Source organism: Fusibacter fontis, assembly GCF_055378735.1.
The window spans coordinates 177253-196296 of sequence record NZ_AP042445.1; the positions used below are offsets into that span (position 1 = coordinate 177253).

17 protein-coding genes are annotated in these 19044 nt (G+C 40.5%); 16 read left to right on the forward strand and 1 reads right to left on the reverse strand.

All coding sequences use genetic code 11. From position 1 onward, the window contains the following. Positions 1–91 precede the first annotated feature (91 nt). Positions 92–1867, reverse strand: coding sequence for a transporter substrate-binding domain-containing protein (locus ACZ41W_RS00745; protein WP_464312980.1), 1776 nt, complete (start codon positions 1865–1867; stop codon positions 92–94). A 557-nt stretch (positions 1868–2424) separates the two neighbouring features. Here ACZ41W_RS00745 and ACZ41W_RS00750 point away from each other — a divergent pair. The 16 genes from ACZ41W_RS00750 (at position 2425) to ACZ41W_RS00825 (ending at position 18957) form a co-directional block, all read left to right on the forward strand. Next, complete coding sequence (locus ACZ41W_RS00750) at positions 2425–3300, forward strand: branched-chain amino acid ABC transporter permease (RefSeq protein ID WP_464312981.1); 876 nt, start codon at positions 2425–2427, stop codon at positions 3298–3300. Positions 3301–3308: 8 nt separating this feature from the next. Further along, a complete protein-coding gene (locus tag ACZ41W_RS00755; RefSeq protein ID WP_464312982.1) occupies positions 3309–4295 on the forward strand; it encodes a branched-chain amino acid ABC transporter permease in 987 nt (328 codons plus the stop codon). After that, positions 4292–5107, forward strand: coding sequence for an ABC transporter ATP-binding protein (locus ACZ41W_RS00760; RefSeq protein WP_464312983.1), 816 nt, complete (start codon positions 4292–4294; stop codon positions 5105–5107). Before ACZ41W_RS00755 ends, ACZ41W_RS00760 begins: the two co-directional genes overlap by 4 nt. Beyond that, positions 5088–5849 (forward strand): ABC transporter ATP-binding protein, encoded by a 762-nt coding sequence (locus ACZ41W_RS00765; protein WP_464312984.1) that lies wholly within the window; start codon positions 5088–5090, stop codon positions 5847–5849. Before ACZ41W_RS00760 ends, ACZ41W_RS00765 begins: the two co-directional genes overlap by 20 nt. A 124-nt stretch (positions 5850–5973) precedes the next feature. Next, a complete protein-coding gene (locus tag ACZ41W_RS00770) occupies positions 5974–7191 on the forward strand; it encodes an ABC transporter substrate-binding protein (RefSeq protein ID WP_464312985.1) in 1218 nt (405 codons plus the stop codon). Positions 7192–7232: 41 nt separating this feature from the next. Continuing rightward, a complete protein-coding gene (gene phaZ / locus ACZ41W_RS00775) occupies positions 7233–8117 on the forward strand; it encodes an intracellular short-chain-length polyhydroxyalkanoate depolymerase (protein WP_464312986.1) in 885 nt (294 codons plus the stop codon). A 4-nt stretch (positions 8118–8121) separates the two neighbouring features. Beyond that, positions 8122–8943: an alpha/beta fold hydrolase gene (locus tag ACZ41W_RS00780; protein WP_464312987.1), complete on the forward strand. Its 822-nt coding sequence runs from the start codon at positions 8122–8124 to the stop codon at positions 8941–8943. A 244-nt stretch (positions 8944–9187) separates the two neighbouring features. Continuing rightward, a complete protein-coding gene (locus ACZ41W_RS00785) occupies positions 9188–10612 on the forward strand; it encodes a sigma-54 interaction domain-containing protein (protein ID WP_464312988.1) in 1425 nt (474 codons plus the stop codon). A gap of 233 nt (positions 10613–10845) precedes the next feature. Beyond that, positions 10846–11880: a 3-oxoacyl-ACP synthase gene (locus tag ACZ41W_RS00790; protein ID WP_464312989.1), complete on the forward strand. Its 1035-nt coding sequence runs from the start codon at positions 10846–10848 to the stop codon at positions 11878–11880. Then, entirely contained in the window at positions 11877–13190 is a 1314-nt protein-coding gene (locus ACZ41W_RS00795) for an acetyl-CoA hydrolase/transferase family protein (RefSeq protein WP_464312990.1), read from the forward strand. Before ACZ41W_RS00790 ends, ACZ41W_RS00795 begins: the two co-directional genes overlap by 4 nt. Before the next feature lie 293 nt (positions 13191–13483). Further along, positions 13484–14209, forward strand: coding sequence for a beta-ketoacyl-ACP reductase (locus ACZ41W_RS00800; RefSeq protein WP_464312991.1), 726 nt, complete (start codon positions 13484–13486; stop codon positions 14207–14209). Further along, complete coding sequence (locus ACZ41W_RS00805; RefSeq protein ID WP_464312992.1) at positions 14206–15384, forward strand: acetyl-CoA C-acetyltransferase; 1179 nt, start codon at positions 14206–14208, stop codon at positions 15382–15384. Before ACZ41W_RS00800 ends, ACZ41W_RS00805 begins: the two co-directional genes overlap by 4 nt. 179 nt (positions 15385–15563) lie before the next feature. Next, positions 15564–15752, forward strand: a complete 189-nt coding sequence (locus tag ACZ41W_RS00810; protein ID WP_464312993.1) for a hypothetical protein — start codon at positions 15564–15566, stop codon at positions 15750–15752. Positions 15753–16302: 550 nt separating this feature from the next. After that, positions 16303–17454, forward strand: coding sequence for a sensor histidine kinase (locus tag ACZ41W_RS00815; protein WP_464312994.1), 1152 nt, complete (start codon positions 16303–16305; stop codon positions 17452–17454). Continuing rightward, complete coding sequence (locus tag ACZ41W_RS00820; protein ID WP_464312995.1) at positions 17447–18097, forward strand: response regulator; 651 nt, start codon at positions 17447–17449, stop codon at positions 18095–18097. Before ACZ41W_RS00815 ends, ACZ41W_RS00820 begins: the two co-directional genes overlap by 8 nt. A gap of 176 nt (positions 18098–18273) precedes the next feature. Next, entirely contained in the window at positions 18274–18957 is a 684-nt protein-coding gene (locus ACZ41W_RS00825; protein ID WP_464312996.1) for an ABC transporter ATP-binding protein, read from the forward strand. Positions 18958–19044: the final 87 nt, after the last annotated feature.

Genomic DNA, 19044 nt, shown 5'->3' on the forward strand with positions numbered 1-19044 from the left:
TTTATTTTATCATAAAAAAAATCGCCAAACCAGATAAAATCTTTGTCTGACGAAATATTTAACATTCAAAACATCATATATCAGAATTATTTTATTTATGCTTAATAGGAAACGTCATATTAAACTGAGTGCCTGTATTTTCAAATGATTGAACCGATATATTTCCACCTAAAGAATGTGTGATAATCAAAAATACATTGTATAGACCAAGTCCAAGTCGCTCTGAAGAACCACGCTTTGACGCATAAAATGGTTCGAATATATGATGAATGTCTTCATTTGAAATCTCAATGCCATGATCGATAAAATCCAAATGCACATCCTCACCATCTTGTGACAAATGAAGCTCAACGACGCCTTTCGTTTTTCCATATGCATGCACATAAGTATTTTCCATCAAAGCGCTTAGTAGCTGCAATATAATCTGCGATGAAATTTTAGTCATCAGATTTGGCATGATATTAAATTGTAAGTCGCACTGCATATTTTCGTGTTTTGATAAAATCGTTGCGATTTCACGAAGTTCTTCGGATAAATCCAAGTACTCTTCTTCAGAATGAATTTGATAATTGGCAACCGACTGAAAGTCGCGAATGATTTTAGCTGCTTTTTCAATAGACCGAAGCGCCAGTTGATTGGATTCTTTAATCTGCAGAATGAGTTCTGAAGTAGATGCAGTAGAAGCAGTAGATGCAGTAGATGCAGTAGAAGCGTTTAGCAGTTCAGCTAGCTCATCTATCAAGGATTCCATAAAAGACGTCATGGTAAAACTATTGCCTAGTGGTGTATTGATTTCATGCGAAACACCGATGGCTAAACGGCTTAGTGCATTGATTTTTTCTGATTCGATTAACTGTTTTTGCGCTGAGTTCAAAGCGATGAGCTGCCTATTGAGTGTATCATTCGCCTGTGCGAGCTGTTGATCTTTTTTTCGAATGGTCATTAACCAAATAAAAACAAAGACAAATAAAACCGTAATAACCCCAATAACCGTTAAAAATGTAAAAAATAATTTTTTATCAAATGTGGTATATTCTCCGATGCCCAGCCATTTTTTTGCAGACGATTGTTGAATCTCAATCGGCATGCTCTTGAGTGCTTTATCTAAAATGCTGACAAGTATGGCTGTGTCACTACTTGAGGCAAAACTAAGCTGTATTGGAAAGTCAATTTGAAGGCTGTTTGTAATTTGGACATTTGTAATGCCCATTTTTTCGACATAGTAGGTCGCTTGACCAATATCAAGTACGAGGACATCCACTTTTCCTGTTGAAAGGGCTTCAAGTGCCGATTTAACATTTTCAAGCTCTGTTAATTCTTTGGGGCGATATTTGGCACGGATATATTCTTCAACAGCGAAGTCGTTTACAACGCCGACTTTGTAGTTAAATAAGGTGTTTTCTGTTAGTTGGACGTCAAAGTCCTTTCGAATCATGAGAACTGACGGCATATCGCTGTAAGGATCTGTAAAGCTCAGGTATTTATCACGCTCTGGTGTCTTGATTATTCCTGTTTGTAAAAGGACATCGCCATTTTTTAAAGCAATCATGATGTCTGCCCAAGACTCATAGTAAACGAAGTCAAACTGAATCTCGTAAGTCTTAGAAATCCAGTTCAGATAGTCCACAGACAGCCCCTCAAAGTTGCCATCTTCAAAGAACTCAACAGGGGCGTAGTTTGGGTCAGGCGCCACTGAGATAATCGGATGTGCTTCAAGCCATTCGCGTTCTTCTGGTGTAAAGATGCTTCGAGCGCTTTCCGTAGGTTCTGTAAGCTCAAATGCAGGCGAGGCATACTGAATGGTCATCTGAAGAATTATAAGGATTACAAACAGAACTCCAACGGTAAGTATGAATTTATTTCTCATAGACTGCCTCCGTAAATCAATCAACTGGCTCATCGGATTAAACTCGGTAACGATGTAAAAATCAAAAGCGAAACAATGTCTACACAGAAGTATATGTAAACGACTAAATAGCTATTTTTCTATAGATATCCAAATTTCTGCCTTAGAATCAATTTCTCTGATTGAGCATCTGAATTCTTTGTTGATTGAGCCATTTTAAAATTAATAACACATGATTTTGGCACTTAAAAGGTCATGATGCAATTTCCATAACTGTCTAGTGAATGAACACATTGCACAAATACTGAACACTTTTCTGTCAATATAATGGACATGTTCGAAAATGAGAACAGTCCATTTTCGTTTTGCTGCGACAAATATCGGGATAAAAAGTATTGAGACATTGATTTTGGTGCAAAGCAGAAAGATTTTTCGAAAACGTCACATGTTGGCATCGATATTGCATAGATAAGAGTGAAGGCATCTAATAGCAGCTAAAATGAATGACATCAAAGATATAAGCATTCAACAGAAACAAGATATCGTTTAGCTGAAATATAAACAGAAGGGGTGTTAAGTTGAGTACATTTATACAAGTTATCTTACGAAGTCTCGAAACTGGAAGCATCTACGCTTTAGCGGCACTGGGCATTATCATCGTTATGCGAACTTCCAATATCACAAACTTTTCTCAGGGCGTTGTTGCGATGTTTAATACATTTGTTGTAACGTATCTCTTTAGATCGGTAGGCCTGTCTTTACCTCTTGCCATACTAGGCGGAATAGTCAGTGCCATTATCATGGGATTGGTGATCGATTTTGTCATCATCAGACGAACCAAAAAAGTCGCACCAGTTGCCAAGCAAATTATTACGCTGGGATTGGTGATGATCATCTTAGGGATTACGCCTTTGTTATTTGGCGTCGACCCACTTAATTTACCTAAACTCATTCAAGGAAATAACATCGCAGTACTTGGCGCGAGTATTTCTTTAAACGGACTACTTAATATCGTGTTTGGATTTGTGGTCATGCTTGGATTGTTCTACGTCCTACAAAAAACAAAAATTGGATTAGCAGTTCGAGCAACTGCTGAAAATGAAAATATCGCAAGGCTCATGGGCGTATCTACCAGCAAAGTCACACTAGGGGCATGGGCAGTTGCTGGAATCTTAGGTGTTATCTCAGGTGTCATGGCTGCACCGATGACTTCAGTGAGTTTAAATCTGATGGATGAAATACAAGTAAATGCACTTGTAGCAGTTGTATTAGGCGGATTTCAAACTTTTTATGGCCCAGTAATTGCCGCTTATTTAATCGGAATTTTGAGAAATTTACTTTTATTTTACGTCTCTTCCGTTTGGGGCGGTCAAATTCTCTACTTACTCATTCTTGTCTTTTTAGTCTTCAGACCTTATGGATTAATTGGCAAAAAAATCGTTAAGAAAGTATAGGTGAGCAAATGAAGTTTAAGAATCCATATATTCAATTTATTTTGCTTGGATTGGTCCTGTTACTCGTCCCTGTTTTAAGCTCTATGGGATTGATCAAAATTGGATTGATCACAACACTTGGAGGAACATTGATCTTTGCCATAACGGCACTTGGACTCAATATCTTATTGGGGTATTCTGGATTGATTTCTTTGGGAACGGCTGGTTTTATGGGGCTTGCAGCGTATATTTCTGCATACATGACCATGGACATGAACTTGCCATTCGAACTGGCTTTACTGGTATCAATAGCCGTATCGACATTTATAGGCGTTCTGATTGGACTTGTTTCACTTAAAATCGAGGGGATTTATCTCGCTATAGCCACACTTGCAGTGGGTGAGATCCTTAGAAAAACGTTTGAAGAGTTCAACTTTTTTACCAATGGATTTGGTGGTAAGACGGCAAGCTATCCAAAACTATTTGGCTTCTATCAACTCGATCGTACGACCACTTATTATTTGGTCGTTATCGTTCTCATCGGGGTGATGATGATGACGTACAACCTCATGAAAGGGAAACTCGGTCGCGCTCTTAACGCCATGAGAGGCAGCGAGGCAGCATCGCAGGCAATGGGCGTAAATCTCCTGAGACATCGTCTCATTGCGTTTGCACTTGCCACGGCATATGCAAGTATCGCAGGTGTTTTATATGTTCACTTTATTAGATACTCCTATCCTTCAATTTGGAATCTAGGTCTCTCGCTGAACTTTTTAGCGATGATTGTCATCGGCGGATTGCGATCGATATATGGCACGTTATTAGGTGCATTTATCGTCTTTGCGGTTCCGGATATTTTCTTAAAACAAATTCCGTTTTTAAATCAAATGTCCTATGTACTAAACGGACTTCTCATTATCTTAGTGATTATCTTTTATCCAAATGGCCTTGCGTTTGCAGGTCGGGATATTAAAGCTAAACTGACAAAAGTGTTTAAAGGAGGCTCAAAAAGATGAATTCACAAGCAATATTATCCATTGAAAATCTTTCGATAGCCTTTGGCGGACTGAAAGCAGTCGACGACTTGAGCTTTCATATCAACGAAAAAGAAATATACGGCCTCATTGGACCTAACGGTGCTGGAAAAACAACTGTTTTCAACTGCATCACTCAATTTTACAAGGCAGATCACGGCAGTGTATGGTTTGAAAGTATGCATAAAGGTCGCGTGAATCTCATGAACTTTCCAGTACACGAAATCATTGAACTCGGCCTTGTTAGAACCTTTCAGAACGTGGAGCTCATTCAGGAACTGTCGATTCTCGACAATGTGCTCATCGGGGCACACAGTGGCCTGAAAGCCACTTTAATTGAGCAGGCATTTCGACTACCGAGAGCGCGTCACGAAGAAAAACGCATGACAGAAAAAGCCATGTCCATCTTAGAATCACTTGGCATTCATCACCTAAGTACATCGCTTGTTGCTGGTCAACCTTACGGAATCTTGAAAAAAGTCGAGCTTGCAAGAACACTTATAGGCGAACCAAAGCTCATTATTTTAGATGAACCAGCAGCAGGACTTAACGATACGGAAACACTTGAACTGGCAAAGCGTATTCGAATGATTCGAGACACCTATCACTGCACCATTTTGCTCGTTGAACACGATATGCGACTTGTCATGGATGTATGCGACCGAATCTGTGCCATTTCCTTTGGAAAGAAACTCGCAGAAGGCACAAAAGACGTCATCAAAGCACATCCAAAAGTTCAAGAAGCCTATCTAGGAATGGAGGTAGAAGCAGCAGATGAATCAATCGACGAATAAAGCATGTGATCAAACAAGCAGTCCACTGATATTAAGTATAAAAGATTTATGTGTGTCATACGGAGGTGTAGAAGCGCTCAAGGGCATTGATATTGAAGTGCCTGAAGGGTCAATCGTCGCACTGCTTGGTGCCAATGGTGCTGGTAAAACCACCACTTTAAAAACGTTGTCTGGACTTGTTAAACCGACTCAAGGGGAAGTCACATTTCTCAATCAAAACATCCAAAACTCATCACCTGAGAAGATTGCAAAGATGGGGTTGGCGCAATCTCCTGAGGGAAGACAAGTCTTTAAGGGCTTTACCGTTCAAGAAAATCTTGAAATTGGAGCATTTACCTTATCAGACCGAAGAAAAGTGAAAGAATCCATGGAATGGGTATTCGGTTATTTTCCAGTTTTAAAAGAACGTAAAAATCAGATGGCGTCAACATTATCGGGTGGAGAACAGCAAATGCTCGCCATCGGAAGAGCGCTTATGAGCCGTCCGAAAGTCCTTCTTTTAGACGAACCATCACTTGGACTCGCACCACTGATCGTGAAAGACATCTTAAACATTGTCCAAGAAATTAAAAAATCGGGCACCACAGTGGTAATCGTCGAACAAAATGCCGCTCAAACACTGAAAATTGCCGATTACGCCTATGTCTTAGAAGTTGGAAAAATCAAAATGCACGGGGAATCATCGGCGCTATTAAAAGATCCCGCGTTGCTCGAAGCGTATTTAGGAAAAGAGAATGGTTAAATATCAATAGCAGCCTTTTAGATAGTTCGAGATACCGATGTATCTCAATTATAAATTGACTTCGGACTCATGCCGTTGTCAGATCGTCAACAGATGAAACTTAAAATAATTTGGGAGGATTTTTATGAAGAAATTTTTAGCAATTTTATTGACAGTTGTTATGATGGTATCACTTGTTGGATGTGGTACGACAAAAAAAGAAAGCAATGAATGGGCACAAGGGATTACGGATAAAGAAATCATCGTAGCAAACTCGGCAGCGACATCAGGCGCATTTGCACCAGTAGGCGTACCATTTAACGCTGGAATCGAAGCATACTTCAAAAAAATCAACGAAGAAGGCGGGATTCAAGGTAGACAACTCGTGTTCAAACACGTAGACGACGAATTTGACCCAGTTAAAGGAAAAGCGGCACTTTCAAGCTTTGTAGAAGACGAAAAAGTATTTGCAATCGTTGGTCATTTTGGAACACCAGTTGTTGCAGCGACGCTTGAAGATTTAAAATCATACGGAATTCCATCTGTATACTTTGCAACAGGTATTGGTCAACTTTACTCAGAAAATGCAACGGAAGATGCGAGAAATATTTTCCCTGTTCAACCGATCTATCAAACAGAAGGTAAAATCATGGTAGCAAGAGCAGTGGGTGACTTTGGCGCTAAAAAATTAGGCGTGATCTATACCAATGATGATGCGGGCCGCGATCTTTTATGGGGCGCTGAAGCTATGGCAAAAGAACTCAAAGTGGACATCGTGAGTCAACAAGTCGCACCGGGCGCAACAGACGTATCATCTGCAGTTACTGCGATCAAAGCTGAAAATGTAGATTTTATCCTCGGTGCAGCGATCCAAGCAACCATTCCTACAATTATCAAAGAATTGGCAGCACAAAATGTAGGCGTTGATGTCATCACAACTTATGTAAACGTATCTCCAGTTATTGCTCAAGCATTTGTCAATGAAGTCGCTGGACAATTTGACGTATACGGCAATGGTTGGGTATCATTTGAAGGAGAAAGAGCAAAATCATTAGAAGAATTTGTGAAATATACACCAGAATATGCAGACAACGTATTTGCCATGACTGGCTGGATTGCTGCTCACTTCTTTGTAGAAGGCCTCAAACGCGTGGATGGCACAATTACTTGGGATAAGTATATGGATGCACTAGAAGAATCACCTATCAACAACCCATTTGGTGGCGTAATTGACTATGCAGGTGGTAAACGACTTGGTACACAGGAAATGAACCTTTCAAAAGTTGATTTTTCAAATCCAGACGGCGCATGGGTTGAATTCAAACCACTTCAAAGCATCGATTCAATCTTAAATCAAAAATAAGCACTTCTTTAGCGAAAACGATTGAAATTCTGGGAGGTTCTATGGAACACTTTGAACTTAAAAAGATACAAATTGGAGAAGAAATTCTCGCATATAGAGAAGGTGGGAGTGGCGCTCGTACGCTGCTCCTCATCCATGGCAACATGTCATCATCTTTCTTTTTTCTGCCGTTAATGGAAGCGCTCGCAGATCAATTCAAGATTTACGCAGTGGATTTAAGAGGCTTCGGTTTTTCATCTTATCAAAATCGGTTTGATGATTTAAAAGACCTGAGCGAAGATTTAGAACAATTTGTCGAACTGCTCAGATTAAAGGATTTGGAGATTCTCGGTTGGTCTACAGGTGGTGGCATCGCCATGCAGTTTGCCGCAGACAACCCTGAGCTAGTGAAGCGCCTCATTTTATTAGATAGCGTCGGCATTAAGGGGTATCCGATTTTTGAAAAAGATGCAAGTGGACAGCCAATTTTGACGAGCTTATTGCGTACAAAAGAAAGTATTGCAAATGATCCGATACAAGTAGCGCCTGCGCTAAAAGCTATTGAAGAGCAGGACATTAATTTTTATAAAATGCTCTGGAAAATGGCCATTTATACACAGGGCAATCTTCCTGATGGTTCCATTTTCGAAGCACAGATGATGGAAGCGCTCAAACAAAAAAATCTCGTAGATATCGACTATGCGCTCACGCGATTTAATCTTTCGGATGAGTCCAATGGACTTGTAGAAGGCACGGGGGCCGTTCACCGAATTCAGTGTCCTGTGGAGATCATTCAAGGCGAAGGTGACATCGTCGTTCCAATGGATATGGCAACGGGGATTCATGATGCTCTCGGTGAAAAGTCGAGACTTCATATTCTGAAATCTTGTGGTCACAATCCTATGGTAGATGATATGATGAGTGTAGTTCGGATTATCAAGGAGTGATTCAATGCCAAAAGCACATTACATGGATCTACAGATTCATTATGAAAGTTATGGAGAAGGTTCACAGACGCTGGTGATTCTCAACGGAATCATGATGAGTACAGCCAGTTGGAAACCTTTTATGACAGTATTAAGTTCACACTATCAAGTCATTTTAATGGACTTTATCGATCAAGGTCAGTCCTCTCGAATGGACGCGTTTTATTCACAAGATCTTCAGGTAGAGGCTGTTCGAAGTGTAATGGATGCGCTTCATTTGGAAAAATGTGCGATACTCGGCATCTCCTACGGCGGTGAAATCGCCATTCAGTTTTCAGTAAAATACCCAGAACGTGTCAGCCATGCTATTTTAGCCAATACCACTGCCTATACACATGCTCAGTTAAGGGAAGTGGGGGAACAATGGATACAAGCGGCGCAAACACATGATGGCAGCGTTTTTTTCAAAGCGACCATTCCTCCGATTTACTCTTGGATGTTCTATGAACGAGAACTCGAATGGTTAAAAGAACGAGAAAAATTATTTGTTCGAGTTCTGGACACACAGTGGTACGATGCGTTTATCAGGCTTGTGAAAAGTGCCGAATCTTACGATGCAAGAGCACTTTTAAATGCGATTAAATGTCCCGTTATGATTATCGGGTCAGAAGAAGATCTCATTACACCGATTCCAATGCAGCGTCTGCTTCACGAACACATCGAGGGATCCAAAATGTGTATTTTACCAAAATGTGGCCACGCTTCGATGTATGAGCAACCCGAATTGTTCTTTGGAGCGGTTCATGGATTTCTCGCATTTGGCGACAAAACTTTTCAGATTTTATAAGCAGTTCGTTTATGAAGAGAATGCTGTTACCGAATGACTCTGAAAATTGTTGAAGCGTTAAATCTTTTATGATTTAACCGACTTATGTTGAATTTGGACAAGGGTCAAGGTATAATTTTGATAGACGAAATAATTTTAGAGGGCAATTGCATCATATTGCAGTTGCCCTTTTACATAGGCAATTCAGACGCGACTGTTCGCTTGAGTTTTAGCGCATTACATAGACTTTATTAAGGAGGATCCGATGAGCATTTATGAAGGCAAACAAGAAACCTTGATGGATGACGTGTTTATTCAGCGTTTACAGCAAATCTTCGACCCAATTTCCATTCCATTTATCATCGTGAATCGCGCATCTGAAGTCGTGATGATCAACGAATATTTCGCGCAGTATTTGGAAATGCCTAGAGATAAAATTATCGGGCGTCCAGTTGCAGAAATCGACCCAAACACGAGATTTCCTTATGTCATCAAAACAAAAACACCTGAAATTAACTTTAAACATAAATTCTCAAATGGACATACTGCTTTAGTCCACCGGATTCCGGTGTTAGACGACCAAGGTGAAGTCGCTTATGGATTTGGAATGGTCGTCTTTGATGATTTACAAGCACTCAGGGAAGTTGTGGATAAGAACCGCCTTTTAGAGGGACAACTCTCTGTTTTTAAAGATGAACTTAGACATATCCGAGGAGCAAAATACTCGCTTGATACCATCGTGGGGGATTCCGTGCCCATGCAAGATGCCAAGCGCATGGCAGTGAAAGCAGCCAAAACCACATCCAACGTCTTAATCGTAGGAGAAAGTGGAACGGGTAAAGAACTCTTTGCACACGCCATTCACAATGAAAGTGCCGTGGCATATGGTCCATTTGTAAAGATTAACTGTGCTGCCATTCCAAAAGATTTGCTGGAGTCTGAGCTTTTTGGTTACGAAGAAGGGGCATTTACAGGCGCTAAAAAACAGGGCAAAATCGGTAAGTTTGAACTTGCGTCTGGTGGAACAATTTTCTTAGATGAAATAGGCGATATGCCACTTGAGATGCAAGTAAAAATTCTCAGAGTGCTTCAAGAAAAGGAAATTGAACGCATCGGTGGAACGAAGACCATTCAAGTGGATTGTCGAATCATCGCCGCAACCAATCGCGACCTTAAAAAAGCCATTGAAGAGCAACAATTCAGAGAAGATCTTTACTACCGACTCAATGTCATCAATCTTGAAATTCCACCCCTTAGAAAGCGAAAAGACGACATTGAACGATTGACATTTAAACTCATGGACAAACTGTCCAAACAGCTGGGGCGTTATGTGAACACCATTACGGTGGAAGCACTTGAACATCTCAAACACTATCATTGGCCGGGTAATATCAGAGAACTTGAAAACATCATCGAACGCGCCATTAACTTAGCGGATGCGGACAGTATCGAGATTCACCATCTCCCACAGTACATCATCTTACAACAAGTTGAAGATCAAGTGGCAATCCCTGTCTCAGCGCCGATTCTCACGAGCTTGAAAGACGCTGTAGAAGAAGTAGAAAAGACCACGATTATCAAATGCTTAAAAGCCGTTCAGTACAATAAACTTAAAGCAGCCAAAATCCTCGGCATCAGCCGTACCAGCCTATACGAAAAGATCGATAAGTATCATATTATCGACTTGTAAGTATTTTTACGCGAATCTGGTGAGCAGCTATTGAAAATCTATTGAACCTTTATAAATTCATAAAAAGATGCAAGAACAGTGTTGTTTATATTTTGAACACTGTTCTTTTTTTGTACATATAATTGTCGGTTTTTCAGTCACTATTTGTTCAATTTCCAGTTGTATCCGCTGTTTTCATGTTGGCACGAGATTTGCGTAGTATATAGACAAAGATGCAAATTTTGGAGGACAAAGTGGAAAAGAGAATAGTAGGTATAGTAGGAACGGGTATTTATATCCCTAAAACACATATGACAGCAAAAGAAATTTCAAAGGCAACCAATGGGCATTGGAGTGAAGATGCCATTATTCATAAGCTAGGATTTACACAAAAACCAGTTCCAGGTCCACAAGATGGCACGCAAGAAATGGCCGTTTGTGCAGCAAGGGATTGTCTGAATAACACAGGTATTGCACCAGAATCCATCGATGTGATCTTGTGCATGGGGGAAGAATGGAAAGAATATCCGCTCACGACCTCAGCAGTTTATATTCAAGAGCAAATCGGAGCGGTTAACGCATGGGGAATTGACGTTCAAAACCGTTGTTGTACCACGGTTTCAGCCATGAAAATCGCAAAAGACATGTTGGTAGCTGATGAAACCATCGATACGATCCTCATCTGTGGTGGCTATCGCAATGGCGATTTTGTGGATTATGCAGATCCCAATATGAGCATGATGTTCAACTTAGGAGCAGGCGCAGGCGCTATTTTACTCAAAGCCAATCATCCTGAAAATTTACTTCTCGAAACACACATCATGTCAGATGGCAGTATGGCAAGAGATGCAGGCGTTGCAATCGGTGGAATCGCCAATCCGATCACTGCTGACAATGTCGAGGAAGCCTATCGCTCACTACGCCTTATGAATCCTGAGCACATGAAAAATCGTCTCAATGAAGTTTCCATGACGAATTGGATGCACTGTATTGATCGTGCATTTGAAAAATCAAAAGTGGAAAAGTCATCATTAAATTACTTGGCGGTACTGCACTTTAAGTACTCTATGCATAAAAATATGTTGGATTTACTCGGTTTAACGGAATCACAATCAATTTATTTAAGCGAATATGGTCATATTGGACAAGTGGATCAGATCTTATCCATACATCTTGCCAATGAACTCGGATTGCTGAAAGACGGAGATATTGTCTCCATGATTGCCGCTGGAATCGGGTACGTGTGGGCAGCCAATGTCATCAAGTGGGGAAAGGAGGTAAATGAATGAAACCCAATATATCCAATAAAATGATTCGAGTAGAAGAAGCACTCGCCTTAATTCAATCCGGTCAACACGTCGTATCTGGACTGGCAGCTGCTGAGCCACATGCAATCCTCAGTCAATTGCATACACAGGCAAGCAGACTCAAAGACGTCTCGATTATCACGTGCTTACCCATGGGCGTTTACGACTTTTTCAGTGATCCCCATTACAAATCGTCATTTTTAATGGAAGGCTGGTTTTATAGCGGTCCCATGAGGAAGTTACATCCAAATGGCAACCTGTCATTTATCCCTAACCATCTCCATTTAGCCTCATATAAACGCATGGCGTATCAAATGCCTGACGTGTATATCGGCAACTGCAGTGAAGTAGACGAACATGGATACGTGTCACTGGGGATTAGCAATGTCTATGAAAAGGATATCATTGAACGCGCAAAACTCGTGATACTTGAGATGAATCCCAATGTTCCAAGGACATTTGGCGATACACAAGTTCATGTGTCAAAAGTGGACTATTTTATTGAGACAAGTTATGAACTTCCCGTACTTGCAGACGTTCCGTCTAATGAAAAAGATATGAAAATTGGCCGTTACATCGCGGATTATATCGATGACGGTGCGACTTTGCAGCTAGGGATAGGCGGCATTCCAAATGCCGTGGCAAAAGCACTGAAAGACAAAAAAGATATTGGCATCCATACAGAAATGCTCACTGACGGCATGATGGAACTTTATGAGCAAGGCGTCGTAACAGGTGCTCGAAAGAATTTTCATAAAGATAAAATGGTATGCACCTTTGCACTGGGTTCGAAAAAACTTTATGATTTTATCCATAATAATGTGGGTGTTGAGATCTTGAGAGGGCATTATGTCAACGATCCATATATTATTGGGAAAAATGATCATATGATTTCGATTAATACGTCTATCGAGGTGGATTTGACGGGGCAGTGCTGTTCAGAATCGGTAGGAACCAGACAGATTAGTGGAACGGGGGGACAAGCGGATACGGCTATTGGTGCACAACGGTCGAAAAATGGCAAATCGTTTATTGCACTTTACTCAACTGCAGAGGTGAGGGATCCTCTGACAGGTGAAAAAATCATTAAATCGAAAATCGTACCGACACTTGAACCCGGAGCGGCTGTCTCACTTTCTCGAAACGATGTGGATTATGTCGTGACAGAGTATGGCGTAGCTGAATTACGAGGGACGAATATCAGAGAACGCGTCAAACGTCTCATCCAGATTGCACATCCGGAATTTAGAGAATCACTAGAGGCATCTGCCATGAAACTGATGCTGTGGTAAACGGTGAAACATTAAAAATTAAAAACTATCGTCTGAAAAATGAAGCAAAATTGTTAAATCGGAATGATAGTCTGGATCTGAAGTTAAAATATTAAATCGGATACTCTAGTCTGAATCGTAAATTTGAATTGGAATTAGTAATGAAATTGGAATAAGAAATATATTTAAATTTGAACTAGAAAAATATACTAGAAAAAGAACTAGAAAAAGATTCTAGAAAAAGATTCTAGAAAAAGATTCTAGAAAAAGAAACGTAACCTAGAATAGGCTGATAGTATAAGGAGAAAATGATCATGAGAGTAAATGGAAAAGTAGCCATCGTAACAGGTGGATCACAAGGAATTGGAAAGGCTATTGCTACACGACTTGCTGAGGAGGGTGCGCAAGTCATCGTCTTAGATATGAAATTGGATGAGCAGTTTATACCAACTGAAAATCTTCATTTTTATCAAGGGAATGTCATGGATCGAGAGTTTTTAGCAACGTTTGTTCAAGAGGTTGTAGCGCAATTTGGAAAAATTGATATCCTCGTAAACAATGCAGGTGTTACAAGAGATGCATTGATTCAGAATATGACAGAAGACATGTGGGATCTCGTTATCAATATCAATTTAAAGGGCGTTTTCAACTTAACTCAACTCGTCGGTCCTGTAATGATGTCAAATGGATCGGGTTCGATTATCAATATCGCTTCAGTGGTGGGCGAATACGGTAACGTGGGACAGTCCAATTACGCGGCGACGAAAGCTGGCGTCATCGGCATGTCAAAAACATGGGCAAAAGAGTTTGCGAGAAAAGGCGATGCCGTGAGAGTGAATTCAGTGGCTCCAGGCTATGTGAATACGGATATGATGAAGACTGTTCCCGATAAAGTACTCAATCCAATTCGTGAAAAAACCATGCTCGGAAGATTGGGCGAACCTGAAGAGATTGCCAATGCGGTACTATTTTTAGCAAGTGACGAAAGTTCATTTATCACAGGACATAATCTTTCGGTAAACGGAGGATTAAGACTATGAGAAAGGTAGGTATTGCATCAGCTGTTCGAACGCCTATCGGGTCATTTGGAGGACAATTTTCCAGCGTGAGTGCTGTAGAACTTGGCATCATCTCGGCAAAATCTGCCATTGAAAGAGCGGGCATTTCACCAGATGCGATTGATGAAATCTACATTGGCAATGTCCTCAGTGCAGGACTTGGGCAAAATGTCGCGCGTCAAATCGCCATCGGTTCAGGCATTCCAGTTGAAAAACCAGCGATGAGCATCAACATCCTCTGCGGTTCGGGTATGCGTTCGGTGAGTTTGGCATATCAATTAATCGCCTCAGGTGAAGCGGAAATTGTTCTTTGTGGTGGGACTGAAAACATGACAAGAGCGCCTTATTTGAGCGATTTTATGCGGTTTGGTAAGAAAATGGGCGCTGTCGAAATGGAAGATCATTTAATCAAAGATGGTCTAACCGATGCCTTTGGAAAAATGCACATGGGCATCACAGCAGAAAACCTCGCTCGACAATTTCAGCTGTCACGTGACATGCAAGATGCACTTGCGCTTTCAAGTCAACATAAAGCGGAAGCCGCTCAAAAATCAGGACGGTTTGATGCTGAAATCATTCCTGTTCCTATAAAAGTAAAAGGTGAAATTAAATGGATCTCCGAGGATGAATTTATCCGAAAAGGTCTTACGATAGAAGCATTATCCAAACTGAAACCCGCCTTTGAAAAAGACGGTACAGTGACTGCAGGCAATGCATCTGGCATCAACGATGGTGCTTCGATGCTCGTCTTAATGAGTGAAGAAAAGGCGAAATCACTTGGCATCTCATTAAAAGCACAAATCATAGCGCATGGAACAGCAGGTGTCGAACCGTCAATCATGGGATACGGCCCTGTACCAGCGACTGAGATTGCCCTGAAAAAAGCGGGATGGACGGTAGATGAAATCGATCTTATCGAAGCCAATGAAGCATTCGCAGCACAAGCTTTAGCTGTGTCCCGTGCCTTAGGATTTGATGAAAATCGTGTCAATGTCAATGGGGGTGCCATCGCCCTTGGACATCCAATCGGCGCCAGCGGTGCACGCATCATCACCACACTGCTACATGAAATGGAGAAAAGAGACGCCAAAAAAGGCCTTGCAACGCTGTGTATTGGCGGAGGCATGGGAACGACATTGTTGATTCAGAGACCATAGTAGCTGCGGCCTCTCGCACATATGAATATCCGTACGCTTTCACTCGGTCCTCGACTATCGTCTGCGGCCACCTACGCATATGAATATCAGTACTCCCTCTCTTAGTCCTCGACTGCGTCTGCGGAAGCGTTCGCGAGTGCTGATATTCATATGCGTAGGTGGAATGTGGGGAAGAGGCTGTGGAAGCGTTAGAGCATACGGATATTCATATGCGTAGGTGGAATGTGGGGAAGAAGTTGATGGAAGCGTTGAGCGTACTGATATTCATATGTGTAAGTGGAATGTGGTGGATGAAGTTGATGGAAGCGTTCAAGCGTACGGATATTCATATGTGTGAAGTGCTGGATGAATTGTTGGAAGAAAGATAAGAAGTTGTATAACTAGAATAAAAATATAAAGTAAATTATTGAATGATGAGTGTTTTTAATTGGTGATTTGTCCAGAGAATCAATTGAAAGCGCTTTTTTTATGCTTATGTGGTCTTATTTGATTTACTTGTAAAGTCACTTTTTAGAATGAACATAAGGCTGAAAGATATAAATTCAGAGCAAACGATTATATTTTGAATGGATCAATTTTCATCGATGGCCACATTCTTCTCACACATATGAACATCTGAACGCTTGAACGCTTCCATCGCCTGACCCAATACATTCCTCATCACATATGCATCAAAAATACATTTGAACGCTTCCGCAGACAACGTCGAGGACCGAGTGAAAATGTATTATTGTTGCATATGTGATGAGGCTGCAGATATTCAACACAAAATCCTCATGAAATTCCAATGAACTTTGGATATATTTGTGGTAAGCTAGTTTTGATGATTTTAAGTTATTGTAAACGATATGAAGCAATTCAAAATAAGTTATAAAACAAATCAAGATATGTCTAAACTAAAATATAAAAGAGGATTCGATGCAAGAGAAAAAAGTGTTCTTTTGGGTAAATGTTGGGGCAACGCTATACGTACATGTATTAGTTGCGATGGAACTGATAAAAAATAGAGCGTCTGCGCCTATTGCAAATACTGTTTTACTGGCTGTGTTGGTAATGATGGGTGGACTTTATTTTAGTAATTATTGGTTTGGTTATTTGAGAAAATTGCGTACGGAGTGGATCTTGATTGCAGGTCTTATAATGGGTGTTTTGATCTATAAAGGTGGCTACGACGAAGGCCTTTTTTATGCGGGAATCATGATGACGTCGTCATTTTTTGTCAAGAATACCAAACCATTGATCATGCTAGAGTTATTTTCGGTGATGTTACTGGTTAGTCTGCCATTTTCATATACATTGTCACCATTTAAGCTGAATATGGAGCAGTTTGATCTTGTCTCTGTGATCAATATTGGCGTGAACTTCGTTGTTTTTTTAGCGGGATTTTGGTTTTTTACGTATTATCAACGAGTGAATCAAGAGTTGATCGCTGCACAAGCTATGAAAGAAGAAGCGGCTAAAATTGTGGAGCGACAACGCATTGCACAGGAAATTCACGATTCAATTGGGCATTCACTTGTCTCGATGAATATGCATCTTGAATATGGATTGATGCTTGGTGAAAATGAGCATCAGAAGTCATTTGAATTACTCGGCAAACTGAAAAGCATGACAGAAGAGGCTATGCACGAATGCCAGCGTGCGGTGAATATGCTCAAGGAAAATGAAGCACAAGAGGTGTTTTCGCTAAAGAAGTCGCTAGAACAACTTTCAAATCGCGTTAAACTTGCAAATGGATTTCAGATAGAAGGAATCGGTGTTGAAACGGTTTTAGAACTGCCTGAATATGTTCAAAAATTGTATTTTACCACGATTCGAGAGGCCGTTACCAATGCCATTAAATATAGTGGTAGCAATCGATTGACGTACCAATTTACACGTGAAAATGGCTTTTATAAATTATTCATTTGCGATTTTGGCAAAGGTGCAGGCGCATTTACAAAAAGTCATGGAACCACAGGGATATTTGAAAGATTTGAAGCCATTGAAGGAGATGTAGCCATGTACGATGCGGCCGAAAAAGGCTTTTGCATCGAAGTGAAACTGTCAGAGGAGATATTAAATGGATAATATACGCATTTTAATTGTAGACGATCAAAAAATGGTGCGAGAAGGCTTGAAGCTGATCCTTGAAAAATATAATAGATTTGAATTTGTTGGAGAAGCATCTAATGGATTCGAAGCCATTACATTGGCAAAAAAGACGTTACCTGATGTGATTCTAATGGATTTGCGCATGCCAGAGATGAACGGGATCGACGCTACTTATCGCATTAAAAAGCAATATCCGGATATGAAAATTCTGGTTTTAACGACATTTAACGAACAAGATTTGATTCTGAAAGCCCTTCAAAATGGCGCAAATGGGTATGTGCTTAAAGATATTGGCAGCGAGGAAATCGTCAAGGCGATTGATACCGTGCTGACGGGGCATATTATGCTTCAGCCAGAAGTTACCAGTGAACTGGTGAAGAGTATGACCGCTCAAAAGCCCGATGTCAGTGATGAACGACTTGAGCAGATTCAACAACTCACCGCAAAAGAAAGAGAAGTTGCAAGCCTGATCAGTCAAGGCAAGACCAATAAAGAGATTGCTGCACAGCTCGAGATTAAAGAAGGAACGGTTAAAAACCATGTATCGAGTATTCTTTTAAAGTGTGAACTCGGGAATCGAACGGAAATAGCCATGACATTTAAGTCGTTGAAGTTTTAGAAATGTCAGTATCAATTCAATAGCGAAAGATTTCATCATACATGACTAAAGTCATATAAATACTGCTCATTTGGCAGTATTTTTTTTTATTTTTCTATCGAATGACACATGTGGCGAACGCTCAAATTCGTTATGATGATGTCACAGATTAAGAAATGAGAGATGGAGGAAGACAGATGATGAAACCCATTTTAACAGTCAAGAGACTGAATAAAACATATAAACAAAAGTCCATTTTAAAGGATATTCAATTTGAGGTGTTTGCTGGTGAAACGTTGGGGATCATTGGACACAACGGTGCTGGCAAAACGACTCTTTTAAACTGCATTACAAAAGTGCTCAAATGCGACTCTGGGATGATTCAATGGGATTTGGATTCGGCAAACATCTATGAAAAAATTGGCGTCCATAGGCAACTCAATTATTTTGAAGCCAATGCCAAGGTGAAAGATGTCATCAAGCTTTATCAGACCATTGCCAATAGAAAAATAGATCCTCAAAGTTATTTAGAAATCTTTGGACTAAGTGAACACGTTGAGTCTGAAGTGAATAAGCTTTCATTTGGAGAAAAACAGAAATTCACTTTGGCGCTTGCACTGATACACGAGCCAGAAGTATTGATATTAGATGAAATGACGACGGGTGTCGATGTGATGAGCAAGCAAGCGCTCTGGGAGATGATTGAGTCCCTAAAAGCGCGCAAGAAAATAACGGTTCTTTTGGTGACTCATGATCTTGAAGAAATCAATCAGTACGCCGATCGCGTGATGATTCTAAAAAAGGGAGAAATCATGGATTCACGCCCTGTTGCGGCACATGAAAATCTTGAAAAGACCTATATTGAATATCATCAGGCGTGAGTGTGCGCAACAATAAAACCGGTACGGTAGAATTTATTATTTATTATGTTCAGATACAGAATATCACTAGTATTTCAAGAGTAAGTT